The following is a 17,863-nucleotide window of genomic DNA, read 5'->3' as shown; positions in this document are numbered from 1 at the left end:
GGCATCGGCACCCGCGCCGGGCACGAACACACACATCGGGAGACGGCAGTGGACGAAGTCCGCAACCTGATCATCATCGGCTCGGGTCCGGCCGGTTACACGGCCGCGGTGTACGCGGCCCGGGCGAACCTCAAGCCGCTGGTCATCGAGGGTGTCCAGTCGGGGGGCGCCCTGATGACCACGACCGAGGTGGAGAACTTTCCCGGCTTCCCGGACGGCATCCTCGGGCCGGAGCTGATGGACTCGCTGCGCAAGCAGGCGGAGCGCTTCGGCGCCGAGTTCATCACCGACGACGTGACCCGGGTCGAGCTGGCCGACACCGGCACCCCGGGCTCGGACGCGGTCAGCACCGCGTACGTGGGCGAGACCGCGTACCGCGCGAAGGCCGTCATCCTCGCGACCGGCTCGGCCTGGCGTCCGCTGGGCGTCCCGGGTGAGCAGGACTACCTGGGGCACGGTGTCTCCTCTTGTGCCACGTGTGACGGCTTCTTCTTCCGCAACCAGCACATCGTCGTGGTCGGCGGCGGCGACTCCGCGATGGAGGAGGCGACGTTCCTGACCAAGTTCGCGGAGACCGTGACGATCGTGCACCGGCGGGACGAGTTCCGCGCCAGCAAGATCATGGCGGAGCGCGCGCTCAGCAATGAGAAGATCCGCGTGGAGTGGAACAGCGTGGTCGAGGAGGTCCTCGGCGCGGACGGCAAGGTGTCGGGGGTACGGCTGCGCAACGTACACACCGGCGAGACGAAGCAGCTCGACGTGACCGGGGTCTTCGTGGCGATCGGCCACGACCCGCGCAGCGAGCTGTTCCGTGGTCAGGTCGAGCTGGACGAGAACGGCTACGTACGGGTGGACGCGCCGAGCACCCACACGAACGTACCCGGGGTCTTCGCCGCCGGTGACCTGGTCGACCACACCTACCGGCAGGCGATCACCGCGGCCGGTACCGGTTGCGCCGCCGCGCTGGACGCCGAGCGGTTCCTCGCGACCCTCGAAGGCTGAACAACTCAAGGTACGCCCGGAGGAGGATATTTAGTGGGAGCAACGAGAGCGGTCACCGACGCCAACTTCGTCAGTGACGTGCTGCAGTCCGACAAGCCGGTACTGGTGGACTTCTGGGCGGAGTGGTGTGCCCCGTGCCGCAAGGTCGCGCCGCTGCTGGAGGAGATCGCCGGCGAGCTGGGTGACAAGGTCACCATCGTGAAGCTGAACATCGACGAGAACCCGGAGACCGCGATGGCGTACCGGGTGATGTCCGTGCCGACGCTCACCATCTTCAAGGGCGGGCAGCCGGTGCAGTCGGTCGCCGGCGCCAAGCCCAAGGGCGACCTGCTCAAGATGATCGAGGCGGCGCTCTGACGTCCGTCTCCACCGCGTCACGACCGGCGCCCGCCTCCGTACCCGGGGGGCGGGCGCCGGTCTTTTCCTGCCCACCTGACCGTCCGGCTCGTCCGGCGTTCCCGGCGGGGCGGCCCGGCGGCCGGGCGGGTCCGACGGAACGGGGCCTGCCCGGGCCGCCCTCGGCATACCGTTCAACTGAGGGTAGTGGGCCCGATCGCCACGGTAGGCTGCGAATTCGTCCGATCGAGGGTGCGACACCCACGGCCAGGACCGTACGGCGTGCTGCCGTCGGTCCCCGTCAACCACCGCGTAGAGGGGGTCTTCGCGTGCGTCCCATCCGACGTGGTGACCGTGGCGCCGCCGTACGGGAGATCTGCGGTGTGCTGATCGGTCTCGACCTGCTCGACGGTGGCCCGGCCGGTACGGTCGACGAGTTCGACGCCGACGCCGAGCGCGCGGTACGCGCCTTCCAGCAGTCCCGTGGGCTCAGCGTCGACGGCCAGGTCGGCGCCGAGACCTGGCGGGCGCTGGACGCCGCGCGCTGGCGGCTCGGGGCGCGCACCCTGTACCACGCCATCCCCCAGCCGCTCACCGGCGAGGACGTCCGCTCGCTACAGGAACGGCTGCTGGAGATGGGCTACGACGTCGGCCGCGCGGACAGCGTCTACGGCGCCCGGACCGCGCGGGCGGTCGCCCAGTTCCAGCGGGAGGTGGGGCTCACCAGCGCGGACGGCGTCTGCGGGCCGCACACGATGAACGCGCTGCGGCGGTTGGGCCGCAAGGTGGTCGGCGGGCGACCGCAGTGGCTGCGCGAGTCCGACGCCCTCCGGCAGTCCGGGCCGACCCTGGTCGGCAAGGTCGTCATCATCGACCCGGGGCACGGTGCTGCGGACCAGGGGGTGGTGGTGCCCGACGGGCGGCTGCGCTGGACCGAGGCGGATCTCGCGTACGACCTGGCCACCCGGTTGGAGGGGCGGCTCGCCGCCGCCGGCGTGCGGGTACACCTGACCCGTGGTCCGGCGCCCGCCGCGCCCCTGCCCGACCTCGCCCGCGCCGAACTCGCGAACGAGTTGGGCGGCGACCTCTTCGTCTCGCTGCACCTCGACCACCACGCCAACCCGGCGGCCGAGGGGGTGGCGACGTACCACTACGGCACGGACAACGGGGTCACCTCGAACGCGGGCGAGCGCCTGGCCGGGCTGGTGCAGCGCGAGATCGTGGTACGCACCGGGATGCGGGACTGCCGTACCCACGCCAAGACCTGGGAACTGCTGCGACTGACCCGGATGCCCGCGGTACGGGTCGAGGTCGGCTACCTCACCTCGCCGGTGGACCGGGCACGGCTGGTCAATCCGCGCTTCCGGGACCAGGTCGTCGAGGCGGTCGTCGCGGCGGTACAGCGGATGTACCTGCCGATCGAGCGGGACGTACCGACCGGTTCCATCGACGTCAGCGAACTGCGGGCGGTGGTCGCCGCCGGCGGCGCCCGACGCTGAGCCGGGGCGGCGGTGGTGCCGGCCGGTTCGCCCGGTGCCGGGCGGGCCGGTCCCCGGTCGGCGGTGGAGCGGCCGGCCGGGTCAGCCGGTGGTGGAGCGGGTGGCCGGGCGTACCGGGCGGAGCAGCGACTCCGGGCTCATCGAGCCGAGCAGCTTCTCCAGCGCGTACTCGACGTCGGACTTCCAGGAGAGGGCGGTCCGCAACTCCAGCCGCAGGCGCGGGTAGCGGGGGTGCTGGCGTACCGTCTTGAACCCGACGGAGAGGAAGAAGTCGGCCGGCGCGACACATCCGCCCGCGCCCTCGCCGGCCTCGCCGAACTTCGCGTCGCCGAACGCCTCGATCGCCTTGATCCCCCGCTTGGTGAGATCGCGGGCGACGCCCTGCACCAGCATCCGGCCCAGGCCGCCCCCGGCGAAGGCCGCCACGATGTGCGCCGTGGTCAGCAGAGCCGCGTCCGCGGAGACCGGCGAGGTGGGAAACGCCATCGCGCGGGGTACGTACGCGGGAGGGGCGTACATGACGAAGCCGGCCGGCATCCCGTCGACGTACGCGAGCTTGCCGCAGGAACCCCACTCCAGCAGCGTCTGGGAGACCCATGCCTCCTTTTCGAGCGCCGGATCACCCGCGGTACGGGCGCGCTCGGCCGCCACCGGGTCCAACTCCCAGTAGACGCATTGCCGGCACGGGCGCGGCAGGTCTTCGAGAGTGTCGAGGGTCAGACTAACCAGACGTCGCGACATTGGCGCATCCCCAAGAGACGGTCGGAGGTCGGAACGCCGCAGGCAGAAGCCATCGCCGCCTTACCCCCCGACGTGCGATCGTACGCCGGAACCACGCGGCACGGGAGTGGTCGGGCCGATTCGCCCGGTCCGGGTACGGAACCGGCGATCGGCCGCACCGGCCGTCCGTCATGTGGACCGGGCCGGATATCCACGACCGTCGCACGGGATCGAGGATTAGGATCGACCAGCCAAGCCGTGCCGCCAGAGTCGCCGGCACACGCCGAACTCCGGCCTAACGGCCCAACCGACGCGAACGCGCGATCGAGGTGATGTCATGACCGGCACGACGCTCGACGACTATACCGATCGGTACGCCCGGCGCGTACGTGGCATGACGGCGTCGGAGATCCGCGCACTCTTCGCCGTGGCCAGCCGGCCCGAGGTGGTCTCGCTCGCCGGCGGGGCCCCGTACATCGCCGCGCTGCCGCTCGACGCGGTCGGCGAGATGCTGAGCAAGCTCGCGGCCGAGCAGGGCACGACGACCCTCCAGTACGGCATCGGCCAGGGCACCCTCGAACTGCGCGAGCGGATCTGCGAGGTGATGGCCCTCTCCGGCATCGACGTCGGGTGCGGGGCCTCCCCGGAGGACGTGGTGGTCACCACCGGCGGGCAGCAGGCGCTCGACCTGGTCGCGCGGCTCTTCCTCGACCCCGGCGACGTCGTACTCGCCGAGGGCCCCACGTACGTCGGCGCGCTCGGCGTGTTCCAGGCGGCCCAGGCGCAGGTCGTGCACGTACCGATGGACGGCGACGGGTTGGTCCCCGAGGCGCTGGAACTGGCCATCGCCGAGGTGGCGAGGTCCGGACGGCGGGCGAAGTTCCTCTACACGATCCCCACCTACCAGAACCCCGCCGGCGTGACGCTGAGCGAGGAGCGCCGGGAACGGATCCTCGACATCTGCGAGCGCGCCGGCCTGCTGGTGGTGGAGGACGACCCGTACGGTCAGCTCGGGTTCGACGGCGACGCGCCCGCGCCGCTGCGCGCCCGACGCCGCGACGGAGTCTTCTACCTCAGCACCTTCTCGAAGACCTTCGCCCCCGGCATGCGGGTGGGCTGGATCCTCGCGCCGCACGCGGTCCGGGACAAGCTGGTGATCGCGAACGAGGCACAGATCCTCTGCCCGAGCGCGTTCGCGCAGGCGGCCGTCGCCACCTACCTCTCCACCATGCCGTGGCGGCAACAGCTCAAGATCTACCGCGAGGTCTACCGGGAGCGGCGCGACGCCCTGCTGGACGCGCTGCGCGACCTCATGCCCGAGGGGACCAGCTGGACGGAGCCGCAGGGCGGTCTCTTCGTCTGGGCGACCCTGCCGGCCGGGCTCGACTCGAAGGCGATGATGCCGCGCGCCATCGCCGCCCGCGTCGCGTACGTTCCGGGCACCGGCTTCTACGCCGACGGCGGCGGCGCCAGCCACATGCGCCTGAACTTTTCGTTCCCGCCCCCCGAGCGGATCCGCGAGGGCGTCCGCCGGCTCGCCAGCGTGATGGAGCAGGAGATCGCGATGCGGCGGGTCTTCGGTACCGTCGCCGGCCCGTCCGGCCGCCGTCGTGGGCAGGCCGGGTCGGACACGCCAGGTCCCGACTTGGCATGATCTCGGCATGAGTACGCCGCCCTCCGTCGACCCCGCGTTCCCGGACGAACTGGCTCCACCGCTGGCGCCGGACTCCTCCGTACCCGAGCCGAGGGTGCTGGTGCTGGCGGGCGGACTGTCGTACGAGCGCGAGGTGTCGCTCCGGTCCGGGCGCCGCGTCCTGGACGCGCTCCGCTCGGTGGGCGTGGAGGCGGAGCTGCGCGACGCCGACTCCGCGCTCCTGCCGGGGCTGGCGGTCGACCCGCCCGACGCGGTGGTGATCGCGCTGCACGGCGCCACCGGCGAGGACGGTTCACTGCGCGGCGTGCTGGATCTCTGCGACGTGCCGTACGTCGGGTGCGACGCGCGGGCGTCGCGGCTCGCCTGGGACAAGCCGTCCGCCAAGGCGGTGCTGCGCGAGGCCGGCATCCCGACCCCGGACTGGGTGGCCCTGCCCCACGACCGCTTCTCCGAACTGGGTGCGGTCGCCGTACTGGACCGCATCGTCGAGCGGCTGGGACTGCCGCTGATGGTCAAGCCCGCCCAGGGCGGTTCCGGACTCGGGGCGGCGGTGGTACGGGACGCCGCCGATCTCCCGGCGGCGATGGTCGGCTGCTTCGCGTACGACCCGACCGCGCTGGTCGAGCGCTACGTACCCGGGATGGACGTCGCGGTCTCGATCGTGGATCTCGGCGCCGGACCGCAGGCGCTGCCCGCCGTGGAGATCGTGCCTCGCAACGGCGTCTACGACTACGCGGCCCGGTACACCGCCGGGCTGACCACCTGGCACGCCCCGGCCCGGCTCGCCGAGCCGGTCGCCGCGGCGGTGGCGGAGACCGCCATCGCCGCGCACAACGCGCTCGGGCTCCGGGACCTCTCCCGGGTGGACCTGATCGTCGACGAGGCCGGCGACCCGCACGTGCTGGAGGTCAACGTCGCGCCGGGGATGACCGAGACGTCGCTGCTCCCGCTCGCGGTGCAGGCGGCCGGCCTCGACTTCGGCGCGCTGCTCGGGACGCTGGTGTCCCGGGCGGCTGCGCGCCGGGGGTAGGTCCGCCCCGCACACCGCCGCACTGACCTCCCGGCTGTTCTTCCGTCGCGTTTCCGCGGCTGCGTGGCTGTTCTTCCGACGCGGCTGGGTGTCTGTGTGGCTGTTCTTCCGACGCGGCTGCGCGGCTCAGTGTCCGCGCGGCTGGGTGTCCGCGCGGCTGGGTGGCTCCGTGTCTGCGCGGCTCGGTGTTGCGTGGGTTTCGTCCGGCTGGTCTTCCGGGGTGTTTCCGCAGGGGCTCTGTTCCGACGGTCTCTCTATCGAGTTCGCGCCGGTCGGTTCCTCGGACGGTCGTCCAGGCTGCTTCGTCCAGGCTGCTTCGTCCAGGCTGCTTCGTCCAGGCTGCTTCGGCCGGGCGATCGGCCGCGGTTCTGTCGCGTACTCGGCCGGGTACGCGGCTGCGGTTCGGTCGGGTGCTGGGTCGAGTTCCCGGCCCGGTTCGCGGCGCGGCCAGGGGGTTCCGATCTCCTAAGCCATTTGTGGGGAAGGACCGGCAAGAGTCGCGTGACATCGGCGGCGTCACCACGCGCGCCGCCGATTGGTCCGGCGTGACTCAGGGCTGCGGGTCAACGCCCGGCTCGGGATCCGGGGGCGCCTCGGCGAGTGCCACCGAGATCGCGTCGGCATCGTCGGTCGAGGCCGGTTCCGGCTCCGGCGCGTCCTGCTGAGTCAGGCTCGACGGTGCCTGCCACTGAATGCGCGGCGGCTCGGCCAGGGGACGACCACCGAACTCCGCGAGCCACGCCGCGACGAGTGCGAGGTTCTCTCGCCACGTCGCCTCCGGAATCGGCGGCAGGATGTCGTCCCAGAGCGACAGGAACGTCCCCCGCAACTGGAGCTGACCGTACGGGCGGGCGAGGAACCACATGTGCAGATGGGCGGAGCCGTCGCCCCAGCGGTTGACGTGTACCCGCGCGACGCCGTCGAGCGAGCGGATCGCCCGCTCCAGCCGTACCGTCATCACGCCGAGTTCAGCCGCGAGCAGGTTGGGAAGGTCGCCCAGATCCAGGTGCGATCGGGACTCGAGGATGAGCACCATCGGCAGGCCGGTCGGCCGGTCCATGGCACGTACCCGCCAGCGCTCGCTGACCCAGATGTAGGCCTCATCCGGAGCGTTGCAGGCGAAGCATTCACCGGAACCTTCGCCCTTGCGCGGCGGCTCGACGGCCACCGGCGGGTCGAGTTTCTTGACGCGGAGATCGCCCTCGAACGGGAAGGACGGCCACCGCGTGAAATCCGGAACAGATGCAGGGGTGAGGGGCACGACGCTGACCCTAACCGAGTACGGGAGCCATGTCCCTACCCGTTTCCGCCGGCTGGGGACGGCCGGCTCGCCGGGGCCGGCGGCGGGTCCATCGCGCCGGAGGCATGGCAGACGTGGGCCGTGTCAGGCGATTGGACGACGGGGCTTCAAGGATCTCCGAGAGACTCTCACCTCGATCGAGCCGGTCGGCACCGTCGTGTCCGCATCGGGCACGTCCGCCAGCCCTCCCCGTCGTGGTGTGGTCTCTTGGGAAGGTCGACCACTCCTCGTCGGCGGAGAGGCGATCCTGATCCGGACACCCTGGCGGGCCTCCTTCCCGTCATCGACCACCCCGACATGGGTGCGAGCACGCGCCGCACGCTCGTGTTGGCCCCCTCGCTGGCGGCCCTGGCGTCGTGACGTCCGGCCTTGGGTGTCTCACCTGCTCCTGAGCCGCCCGCGCGTCGATAGTGGCGAGAATCGCCGGCTCGACGGACCGCTCATCCACAGGCCAACATGGCGTTCCACGCGCTGTTTCACGTGAAACGGCGCGTCCTGTGGACAACTGCTGTGGATTACCAACGCCCGTCCCCGTGACTCGCCGAACCACCGCCGAACCCGTCGGAATGCGCTCCCACGGCATGTGGTCCGTACCGACTGCTGAGGCGTTCTCGGGTGGACGACGCCGGTCGGACTGGACGTACGCCTGAAGGCCGAAACGGAGTCCGGACCGGAGGCGGCGCCGGGCGCCGTTCCCACAGGGACCGCGTACCTGGACGGACCGCGTAGCCGGACCGAGCGGGACGCCGGACAAGACAGGGTTTGGTCGAGACAGGGATTGAGCCTGTCTGGGATCGAGCCTGTCTGGGCTGGCCCGGGTAGCAAGGCAGGACAGGACAGGACGGAGCAGAACCGGACGGCTGGACGGAGCAATACCGGACGGGCGGCCGGATGGCAGACACGGAACGCTCGGGCGGCACGAGACGCAGACGACCGGAGAGCGAAGGGCCCGCCGCATCGGCGTGACGGGACGCGGTGGTCGGGCAGGCGGCGCCCGCGCACTCGGCGCGGAACGGGTGGGAAGCCGTCGGGCGACCGATCCTCCCGCGACTCAGCAGAAGTGGCTACCTGCTCATCCGGACGGCCAGGTCCCGCAGCGCCGATTACGAGCTTGCGGGTTGAGGCCGTTGCGCCTGTCTAAGTGTCCTGGCCAGTTGTGCGGTGGGCGGTCGAGGCAATCCGGCGGGTGGAGGCCGGGGGTAACGGCGCGCGGCGGCGTGCGTGCCAGGCCGCCGGGGAGGTGGGTGAGACCGGGGCCGAAGCACCGACCCGGGCATCTGGACACCGCGCATCGGGTGGCGGCCCGCCCTGGCCTTGGAGGATCACGGCCGACCGTACAGCGCGTGGGCCGACCCACCATGAGATCGGGTCAGGCCGGCCGGCGGTTCGGTACGGCCGGATACGGCGTCGTCGCAGCGCTCTCGTCGTTCCGGCAACCCCGGGCGTCATCGTGGTTCGGCCGGATGGGATCGGCCGGTTCCGTCGACGCTCGCGCAACCGGTGCCCGGAAGGACCCGACGCATCCGCTGCGGTACGGGGTTGTGATCACGCGGCGCCTACGTCGGGTGATTCGACGATGCTCGGCCCTCGCGGGGCTTGCGGGGGCTCCCCGGCGAAGGATCGCTCGACCGGCCGGCGCTCCACCGCTCACGGAGGCACCGCGCGTCTGCCTAAGCACGGTCGCGGGCAGCCTCCTGCGATCGAGCCGGCAGAGGGCGTCGAAGCGCCGCGGCCGAGCGCGGCGAAGAGCGGTCGGTCACGCCGTGGACTCGCCCCGTGCCGGTCGCCGAGCCGGCCGAGACTCGCGGCGTCGCCCTACCCCGTTTCACGTGAAACGGGCCGCCAGAGAAGGCCCCCGAAAAGCCGATGGCCGAGTACGGCGTACTCGGCCATCGGTGGGTTGACTCGGCGCTAGTCGGCGGTCTCCTGACCGTCCATGCCGATGATGCCGACGATCCGCTCCAAGTCGTCGACGGAGCCGAACTCGATCGTGATCTTGCCCTTGTTTCGGCCGATGTCGACCTTGACCCTCGTGTCGAAACGGTCCGAGAGCCGGTCGGCGAGATCCGCCAGAGCCGGTGCGTGCGGCTTCGCCCGGCGCTTCGCCGGCGCGGCCTTGGTCGTGGGACCCTCGGAGACCAGCAGCGTGACCAGTTCCTCGGTCGCCCGTACGCTGAGCCCCTCCTTCACGATCCGACTCGCGAGTTCCTCCTGGGCCTCGGCCTCGTCCAGCCCGAGCAGCGCGCGGGCATGCCCGGCGGAGAGCACTCCGGCCGCGACCCGCTGCTGCACTCGCGGCGGGAGGTTCAGCAGCCGGATGGTGTTGGAGATCTGCGGACGACTCCGACCGATCCGCCGGGCCAGTTCCTCGTGGGTGGCGCCGAACTCCTCCAGCAGTTGCTGGTACGCCGCTGCCTCTTCGAGCGGATTCAGGTTCGCCCGGTGGATGTTCTCCAGGAGCGCGTCGCGCAGCATGGCGTCGTCCCGGGTGTCCCGGACAATCGCCGGGATCGACTCCCGGCCGACCGCCTGCGCCGCTCGCCACCGGCGCTCACCCATGACGAGTTCGTAGCTGTTCTCGTCGAGCTGGCGTACGACGATCGGCTGCAGGAAGCCGACCTCCTGGATCGAGACCTTGAGCTCCTCCAAGGCGTCCTCGTCGAAGACCTGCCGTGGCTGCTTCGGGTTGGGCACGATCGCCTCGACCGGAATCTCCGCGAACCGTGCGCCTGGCACCGGAGCGAGGTCGGGCTCGCGTCGCAAGTCCGTCGCCGCCGGCGCCTCGGGCGCCGCGTGCTGGACCAGCCCGGCATCGGCCTCGGCGGTCTGGGCAGTACCGCCCGGCTCTACCTCATCGGCCGGGCTCTCCGCCGTCGCCACCCCCGCCGCCGGCCCGGTGGGGATGAGTGCCCCCAGGCCGCGGCCAAGCCCGCCCCGCGGACGGTTCTTCATGCCACTCCTCTCACCGACGAGACCGGCCTACGCATTACGGGCGACCGGTTCCTTGACGCCACGCTCCGCGATTTCCTGCGCCGCCTCGAAGTAACTGGTGGCGCCCCGCGAACCGGGATCGTAGGTCATCACCGACTGGCCGTAGCTCGGAGCCTCGGAGACCCGTACGTTACGCGGGATGACCGCCTGGAGGACCTTGTCGCCGAAGTGGTTCCGGACGTCCTGCTCCACCGCGTCGGCGAGCCGGGTCCGGCGGTCGTACATGGTGAGCAGGATCGTGGAGACCTCCAGCGCCGGGTTGAGGTGCTGTCGGACCAGGTTGATGTTGTTGATCAGCTGGTTGAGCCCCTCCAGCGCGTAGTACTCGCACTGGATGGGGATCAGCACTTCTTGGGCGGCCACGAGCGCGTTGACCGTCAGCAACCCCAGCGAGGGCGGACAGTCGATGAAGACGTAGTCGAATCGGGTCGGGTGGCCGGCGATCGCGCGGGCCAGCCGCGACTCACGCGCCACCACCGAGACGAGTTCGATCTCGGCGCCGGCGAGGTCGATCGTCGCCGGGACGCACCACAGGTTCGGGATGCCCTCGACCGCCTGCGCCACCTCCGCCAGCGGGACGTTGTCGATCAAGCAGTCGTAGACGTCCGGTACGCCAGCGTGGTGTGGCACGTTGAGCCCGGTGGAGGCGTTGCCCTGCGGGTCGAGGTCGACCACGAGCACGCTGTTTCCGTGCAGGGCCAGGGCCACGGCGAGGTTGACCGTGGTGGTGGTCTTACCAACGCCGCCCTTCTGATTGGCAACGCACATGACCCGTGGCCGGGCCGGCCGAGGCATGGTCACCTCGCCACTCGGATTCAGGATTTGCACGGCGCGCATTGCCTCCATAGCCAGTGGTGGGTCGTCGTCTACCCGCGACGCGGTTTCACGTGAAACGTACGCGTCCGGCTCGATCACGGTTTCGAAGGGGCCCCCGACGGGTGGGCTGACGTCGTGCGCCACGGCGTCCGGCACCGCTGCCCGATTCGGGACACCGGGAGCGACTGGCACATGTGGCGGTACGACGGATGCGGTTTCTGGCACCTCTCGCGGTTGCGGTACGGCCGGCGCGGCGCCCGAGTGCTCGTCTGCGCCATCGGCATCAGCACCGCGAAGGCGACTGCCGGGGGCCCACCCCTCGTACTCAGTTTCACGTGAAACGGCGGCGCCACCGGAGTAGTAGCCGCCGGAGTCCGTCATCGCTGGCTCGTCATACCTGCCGTTGTCATGCACCACGTCATCCCTGCCCGCTTCGGATGGGGTCGGTCGCCACCGCGGACGCTCACAACCCGGCGTCCGGCGGAACGTGCGGCCCGACGAGGGGCGGCGACTAAAGAGGGTCTGCCGCTGCCCGGTCCACACTATCGACGCGCGCCAGCCTACGGCCGTTGGGCGCGAGAGGCCACGGCTGTCCGCTGCCCGAGCCGTCACATCAGCCTCAACGAGCGGGACAAAGTCGAGGAATCCGGTACAAGGACGAGCTAAAAAAGTTCCGTCCGGGTCATGTGGTCGGAGGACGCGTCGCGATCAGATCTTGGGCTTCGGAAGGCGGCGGGATCGGTCCGTGGCGTCGAAACGAGATCGGGTAACCGATACAGCAGCCGTCTCCGGCCAGCGAGCGGAGAATGCCAGGCGGCTCGCCGGCCCCCCACCGCGCGGCCCGGCAAGCGGACGATGCCAGGCGGCTCGCCGGCCCCACCGCGCGGGCCGCCGCTCCCGCTACAGCGATCCCGGCGGGCCGTGCTGCGGCGATCCGGCAGCACGGCCATGCGATCTCGTTCCGGGAGGCGTCCGGCGTGGACCACGCCGCGCCTAGACAGGCGCGTTAGGGGCCCCATTCGAAGACCCGTACACCGTCACCCTGGCGGCCATCCGTGTACCTCGTACGCACGGGTTCTGGGCGCATCGACTCCTCGGGTCCGTCAAGCTCCCGGTCCGCCGAGCCGCCCCCGCGAGGGTCTCCGGGCGCGACCCCGGCTCCAAGTCGCACGGCCCGAACAGGTTCTGCCGGGTCGAGTCGGGCCCCTCAACTCGTCGACCAGGACGCCGGACCGCGCGTCAAGGCCGCCCTCCGGCCGCCCTCCGGCGGAACGACATCAAGACACCCGCCGGAGGCGGCGACCGGCGGCGTAGCCCCGGGCCACCCGAAGCACGCATGGCCGGTCACCGGAGCGCGTGTGACGGACCACCGGAAGCACGCGTGCCCGGTCACCGGAACGCGGGCCTGCCGGGCCACCGTTGCCGGGCCGCGACGCGAGCGCGGACCCGACCATGACCGTCCAAACGCAACTCTCGTCGCGGCCTCGCGGCGGGACAGCCACACCGCCCCCTCGCGGCGAAAGGGCCGCGTGGCCTCGCCATGCTCAACGTCGGACGCATGCCCGAGAGGGAAGCGCCGGGGAGAAGGCCCCGGAGGATCAAGTCAAGGCAGGAGAAGCGCGGGAGAGAAGGCGCGGGATAAGGAGCCGGGACAGGGCACAGTTGTGGTGCAGGCCCGCCGATCTGGTCGGGGCCGCTCGTCGAATGCGACCCATCCCGGGCAGCTCAGTCGAGGCGTCGCGGCCGGCCCGCCACGCTGCCCGACCCCCCCATACGTTGGCGAGGGATCCAGCCACCCGCAGATCCGCAGCGATCCTCGGCCCGGCCCAACCAGGCCGGCCCAACCAGGCCGGTGAACCGCCACGTCGCAACCCCACCGGCCAACCCAGCCAGGCCAAGCCAGGCCGGTGAAGCGCCGCGTCCCGAGCCCTGCCGGCCGAACCGAACCCGCGAAGCCAATCCTGTCGACCAATCCTGTCGAACAGCGACCGACCATCCCGGTACCGCCGTCGGGCGAAAGGCTGCCCGTGTCGCGTACCGAAGAGTCGTTGTCGGGCCCGGCCGTGCGCCGAAGGCGGCGAGCGGCGGCCGCCGCCGCTCGCCGCCCGAGCGTCTCCGTCACCGCAAGGACGGCCGTCGCCACAGGAAGATGCCACTGCAGGGCGACCGTCACTGTGCAGGACGGCCCTCACCGTCGGCGGCGCGAACCCTTCCGCCGGGCCTCGGTGGCACCGTCGTCCCGGGCCGGCCGCGCGGAGCGGCGAGCAGCCTTCCCTCCGGGTGGCGGTACCGCCCGTTCCCGGACCACCTCCACCACCGTCGTCGGAGGGTCGATCACCTCGATCCCGCAGCGCCGTACCACCGGCTCACCGCCGCCGAGGCGCTCCACGGCATCGCGGTGCTCCGTGATCTCATCCTCCGCCGAGGCGCCCTTGAGCGCGAGCAGCCGCCCGCCGACCCTGGCCAACGGTAGGCACCAGCCGGCCAACCGGTCCAGCGGCGCGACCGCTCGGGCCGTGACGACATCGCCCAGCGGGCGGGCGTGCGGATCGCCGGCCAGGTACTCCTCGGCGCGGGCGCGGACGACCGTCACCGACCGCCGCAGCCCGAGCCTCGTGACCGCCTCGTCCAGGAACGCGGTACGCCGGGCGAGCGGCTCGACCAGGACGACCGAGAGGTCGGGGCGGGCTATCGCGAGCACGAGACCGGGCAGTCCGGCTCCGGAGCCGACATCCAGTACCGTCGCCCCGTCGGGGATCAGCTCGGCGACCGCGGCGCAGTTGAGCAGGTGCCGGTCCCAAATCCGGGGTGCCTCGCGGGGCCCGACGAGGCCGCGAACGACTCCGTCGGTGGCGAGCAGCCCGGCGTACGCCGCGGCGAGGTCGAGCCGCGTACCGAAGAGCCGTCGCGCCGCGCCGGAGAGTTCGGTCGGCAGGGGGGCGTCGCCTGCGCTCCCCGGGCCCGGAGCACCGGCACCGGCGTCGGTGCTGGTGTCGGCGTCGAGGGCGGGGATGGAGGACGGCCCGGGCGGCAGCTCGCCACCCGGGCCGGACGCGGCTCGCGCCGCGGAGGGGTCGTGCGTCATAGGGCGGTCAGTCGACCGGCCGTACGACGATGCGCCGGTTGGGCTCGACGCCCTCGGACTCGCTCTCAACCCCGGCGATCGCGTTGACCACGTCGTGCACGCACTTGCGCTCGAACGCCGACATCGGTTCGAGGCGGACCGGCTCGCCGTACTCCTTGACCTTCTCGACGGCGTTCTTGGCCACGGCCGCGAGTTCCTTGCGGCGGGTCGCCCGGTAGCCGCCGACGTCGAGCAGCAGCCGGCTCGGGGAACCGGTCTGGCGAAACACCGCGAGCCGGGCCAGTTCCTGGAGCGCCTCCAGGGTGGCGCCGCGCTGGCCGACCAGTGCCTGCAGCCGGCCGCCGACCACCTCGACGACCGGCCGGCCGCCCGAGACCAGCTCGTCGATGTCGCCGTCGTAGTCGAGGATGTCCAGGAGACCTTCCACGTAGTCAGCGGCGATCTCGCTCTGGCGGAAGAGTTCGCTGTCCGTGCTGCCGCTCGTCGCCTTCTCCTCGACGGGCTCCTCGTCGGCCTCTTCCTCGTCGTCCAGGTCCTCGTCCACAGCGACGGCGTCGTCCTGCGCCGCGACCACGATCGGGTCGACCTCTTCGTCGAGCGGCTGCTCGGCGCGCGGAATGCTGGTGTCGGTCACGGTCTCATCTCCGTACTCGCTCGGCCGGACCGTACGGTCCGCTGGTTCCCGTGGTCGGCGGGAGATCGCCGTACTCCACAGGCACGTCTCTTCGGGCAGTCTCGCCCGTGACCGCGGCGCTGCGCGGCGGAATCCGGATCCGGCGCCGAGCGCGCTGGCGGCTGCACGGAACTCCGAACTCCCACCCGCTGCCGGCGGCAGGATCGCCGCCGGCAGCGCACGGGTCAGCCCTGCCGCTTGGCCGGGCGTCCCTTCTTGGGGTTGATCGGCTTGGCACCCGGCTTCGGCGCGAGCGCCCGGGTGTCCACCGCCGGCTTGGCCGGCGGCTGCGCCCCGTTCGTCGGCTTCGAGCGGCCGAAGAGTCCGGTGGTCTTCGCCGGCTGGGCGGCCTTGCGCGGTGCGCTCGGGGCACCCGGCTTCGCGCCCTTGGTGGCGGTGGGCGGCGGCGGGTACTTGCGCAGCACCCACTGCTGCTGGCCGAGCGTGAACAGGTTGTTCGTGACCCAGTAGATGATCACACCGATCGGGAAGATCGAGCCCGAGACCAGCAGCGAGACCGGGATGCCGTAGAGCATCAGGTTCTGGATCATCCGCTGCTGCGGGTCCTCCGCCCGGCCGGTACGGCGGATCATCTGCTTGCTGGTCAGGAACGTGGTGGCGATCATGATGCAAACCAGGATGCCGGCGACGACCTTGACGGTGCTGCCGCTGGCGCCCAGCCGGGCCAGCTCGTCGGCGGTGGAGCCGAACCGACCCGAGATCGGCGCGTTGAAGAGCTTCGCGCTGGCCGCGTTGTCGAACTGGTCGACCGTCCAGCCGTACAGGGTCTTCTGTCCGTTGCCCGGGTTGAGCCGCTTCAGCACGTGGAAGAGGCCGAGGAAGACCGGGATCTGCAGGAACATCGGAAGGCAGCCCATCAGCGGGTTGGCCTTCTCCGCCCGGTACAGCTCCATCATCTCTTTCTGGAGCGTCTCCCGGTCACCCTTGTGCTTCTCCTGCAGTTCCTTGACCTTGGGCTGCAGCGCCTGCATCGCACGCTGCGACTTGATCTGCTTGACGAAGACCGGGAAGAGGATCACCCGTACGGTGACCACCAGGAAGATGATCGAGAGGATCCACGCCCAGTTGGTGCCCAGGACGGCGTTGACCGACACCCCGATCGTGTCCCACGCCGAGTGCCAGAACAGCAGGATCCACGAGATCGCCCAGTAGATCCAGTCGAGACTCAATTCGGGACTCCAGTCACGTCGTCACGGCGGCGGCCGCCCGGCTCGGGTACCGGGTCGTATCCGCCGGGGTGGAAGGGGTGGCAGCGCAGCAGCCGCCAGACCGCGAGACCGGCTCCCCGGAGAGCACCGTGCCGGGCGACCGCCTCCAGGGCGTACGCGCTGCACGACGGGTAGAACCGACAGCGGGCCGGCAGTGCCGGGCTTATCCAACGACGGTACGCGATGATGGGTCCTGCCAGCACTCGGGCACCGAGTGTCGCGGGCCGCGTCACGGTGGGTCCGCCGGTCACGGGGCCCGCCGGCCGGAGCGGCGGGGCGTCCGCGCGGCGGCGATCGCCGCGTCGAGGTCGGCCCCGAGGCGGGCGTACGAGAGATCCGCGGCGCCGGGTAGCGCGCGTACCACGAGCGTGGTGCCGGCGGGTAGGCCGGCCAGTCGCTCGCGGACCAGGTGTCGCAGCCGGCGGCGGACGGAATTGCGGGCGACGGCGTTGCCGACGGCCCGGGACACCACAAAGCCGGCGCGGGCCGGAACGGAGACCTGCTCCGTCCCGACGGATCGCGCCGGCTCGGGCGTTGCCGGGCCGTCGAGGGCCACGGCGTCGGGTGTCGAGGCGTCCGGTGTCGCGCCGGCGGCACCGGTGGGGCCCGGAAGGTCGAGATGTACGACCACGGCACCGCGGCCCGCGCGTCGTCCGTGCCGGATCGCCGCCGCGAACTCGCTGCTGCGCCGCAGTCGCTGCGCGGCGGCCAGCACGACTACCTACATCCCTTGATCGAGCCCCCGTGCCGGCGGTCAGGCCGACAGGCGGTCACGACCCTTGGAACGCCGGTTCGCGATGATGGCGCGGCCGGCCCGGGTGCGCATGCGCAGCCGGAAACCGTGGGTCTTCGCGCGCCGGCGGTTGTTCGGCTGGTAGGTGCGCTTGCTCACGTCAGGCTCTCCGTCTTCGTACGCCCCAGCCGAGGGCGCCGGGGGTGTGGTGGTCTGGCGTTGGCCACCTCGATCGGCGGCCACGTTCGGCGCTGTCCGTCGGACACGTGCGAGCGACCGCGGACAGCGAGCACTCGACAGCCTATCAGAGAGCCCGAAAACAACTGGTCGAGCCTACGCAGGGGGGCGGAAGGCGTCAAACATCCGGGCCGACCCACGGCCGGAACGTACCGGACGCCGAGTACCGAAGCGGTTGTTTTCCCCGATGTCGAGCAGCCCCCGGCGGCGGCGACGGTTGAAGGGGTGTGGACAACGCTGTTAGCGTGCCCGATTGCGGTTCGCGTGAGGGGGGTCTTTGCTGTCGCTGCCGCAGAAGACCGGACAAACAAGACCAGACCTGGCAGTCAATCGTTCGGCACGGTGAACCCGCTGCAAAGCCGAAACGGCCGGGGCGGGTCCGACAAACGTCCAGCGGGCAGCCCGCGATCGGTCGACACACAGGCTGTGGATAACTTGTGGACGGCGGTTCGGCTCGTCGTCTGAACGGGCGGATACCCGCCGGTTGGAGCGCGGTGGCGGGCCCGACGGCCGGCTGGAAGTCCGGCGACGCCGGGGACGCAGAGGCGATGGGGGTGG

14 protein-coding genes and 1 pseudogene are annotated in these 17,863 nt (G+C 71.4%); 5 read left to right on the top strand and 10 right to left on the bottom strand.

From position 1 onward, the window contains the following. Positions 1-48 precede the first annotated feature (48 nt). The 3 genes from trxB (at position 49) to AB0J86_RS02535 (ending at position 2,837) form a co-directional block, all read left to right on the top strand. Positions 49-1,002: a thioredoxin-disulfide reductase gene (gene trxB, locus AB0J86_RS02545; protein ID WP_363851258.1), complete on the top strand. Its 954-nt coding sequence runs from the start codon at positions 49-51 to the stop codon at positions 1,000-1,002. 33 nt (positions 1,003-1,035) lie between these two features. Next, positions 1,036-1,359 carry a thioredoxin gene (gene trxA / locus AB0J86_RS02540; RefSeq protein WP_363851255.1) on the top strand — a complete coding sequence of 108 codons (324 nt, stop codon included), beginning with the start codon at positions 1,036-1,038 and terminating at the stop codon, positions 1,357-1,359. A gap of 308 nt (positions 1,360-1,667) precedes the next feature. Further along, on the top strand, positions 1,668-2,837 hold the full coding sequence (locus AB0J86_RS02535; RefSeq protein ID WP_363851252.1) for an N-acetylmuramoyl-L-alanine amidase: 1,170 nt from the start codon (positions 1,668-1,670) through the stop codon (positions 2,835-2,837). An 81-nt stretch (positions 2,838-2,918) separates the two neighbouring features. On the opposite strand, the gene AB0J86_RS02530 is transcribed toward AB0J86_RS02535, so the two are convergent. Then, positions 2,919-3,578, bottom strand: coding sequence for a GNAT family N-acetyltransferase (locus tag AB0J86_RS02530; RefSeq protein WP_363851249.1), 660 nt, complete (start codon positions 3,576-3,578; stop codon positions 2,919-2,921). A gap of 316 nt (positions 3,579-3,894) precedes the next feature. Between AB0J86_RS02530 and AB0J86_RS02525 the strand changes: the two genes are divergently transcribed. Together AB0J86_RS02525 and AB0J86_RS02520 are read left to right on the top strand one after the other, a co-directional pair. Continuing rightward, complete coding sequence (locus AB0J86_RS02525) at positions 3,895-5,211, top strand: PLP-dependent aminotransferase family protein (protein ID WP_363851246.1); 1,317 nt, start codon at positions 3,895-3,897, stop codon at positions 5,209-5,211. A gap of 7 nt (positions 5,212-5,218) precedes the next feature. After that, entirely contained in the window at positions 5,219-6,241 is a 1,023-nt protein-coding gene (locus AB0J86_RS02520; protein WP_363851243.1) for a D-alanine--D-alanine ligase, read from the top strand. Between the two features lie 667 nt (positions 6,242-6,908). On the opposite strand, the pseudogene AB0J86_RS02515 reads toward AB0J86_RS02520, so the two are convergent. The 9 genes and pseudogenes from AB0J86_RS02515 to rpmH all read right to left on the bottom strand — a co-directional run. Continuing rightward, positions 6,909-7,502: pseudogene (locus tag AB0J86_RS02515) on the bottom strand (hypothetical protein); the annotation flags it as partial. A gap of 1,950 nt (positions 7,503-9,452) precedes the next feature. Next, positions 9,453-10,493 carry a ParB/RepB/Spo0J family partition protein gene (locus tag AB0J86_RS02510; protein WP_363851241.1) on the bottom strand — a complete coding sequence of 347 codons (1,041 nt, stop codon included), beginning with the start codon at positions 10,491-10,493 and terminating at the stop codon, positions 9,453-9,455. 27 nt (positions 10,494-10,520) lie between these two features. Further along, on the bottom strand, positions 10,521-11,729 hold the full coding sequence (locus tag AB0J86_RS02505; RefSeq protein WP_363851633.1) for a ParA family protein: 1,209 nt from the start codon (positions 11,727-11,729) through the stop codon (positions 10,521-10,523). 1,807 nt (positions 11,730-13,536) lie between these two features. Further along, entirely contained in the window at positions 13,537-14,433 is an 897-nt protein-coding gene (gene rsmG, locus AB0J86_RS02500; RefSeq protein ID WP_363851238.1) for a 16S rRNA (guanine(527)-N(7))-methyltransferase RsmG, read from the bottom strand. 7 nt (positions 14,434-14,440) lie between these two features. Next, positions 14,441-15,067, bottom strand: coding sequence for a R3H domain-containing nucleic acid-binding protein (locus tag AB0J86_RS02495; RefSeq protein WP_363851235.1), 627 nt, complete (start codon positions 15,065-15,067; stop codon positions 14,441-14,443). A 224-nt stretch (positions 15,068-15,291) separates the two neighbouring features. Next, the gene (yidC, locus tag AB0J86_RS02490) at positions 15,292-16,296 is read right to left on the bottom strand and encodes a membrane protein insertase YidC (protein ID WP_363851232.1); all 1,005 of its coding nucleotides are present in this window, start codon (positions 16,294-16,296) and stop codon (positions 15,292-15,294) included. After that, positions 16,293-16,538, bottom strand: coding sequence for a membrane protein insertion efficiency factor YidD (yidD, locus tag AB0J86_RS02485; RefSeq protein ID WP_363851229.1), 246 nt, complete (start codon positions 16,536-16,538; stop codon positions 16,293-16,295). Before yidD ends, yidC begins: the two co-directional genes overlap by 4 nt. A 44-nt stretch (positions 16,539-16,582) precedes the next feature. After that, positions 16,583-17,050, bottom strand: coding sequence for a ribonuclease P protein component (rnpA, locus tag AB0J86_RS02480; RefSeq protein ID WP_363851226.1), 468 nt, complete (start codon positions 17,048-17,050; stop codon positions 16,583-16,585). 39 nt (positions 17,051-17,089) lie between these two features. Then, positions 17,090-17,227: a 50S ribosomal protein L34 gene (gene rpmH, locus AB0J86_RS02475; RefSeq protein WP_363851223.1), complete on the bottom strand. Its 138-nt coding sequence runs from the start codon at positions 17,225-17,227 to the stop codon at positions 17,090-17,092. Between the last annotated feature and the right edge of the window lie 636 nt (positions 17,228-17,863).

It is taken from the genome of Micromonospora sp. NPDC049559, assembly GCF_040676675.1.
Taxonomy (GTDB): domain Bacteria; phylum Actinomycetota; class Actinomycetes; order Mycobacteriales; family Micromonosporaceae; genus JBFAPK01.
The sequence above is the reverse complement of the archived record's forward strand: the minus strand, read 5'-3'. Positions and strand labels throughout refer to the sequence as shown.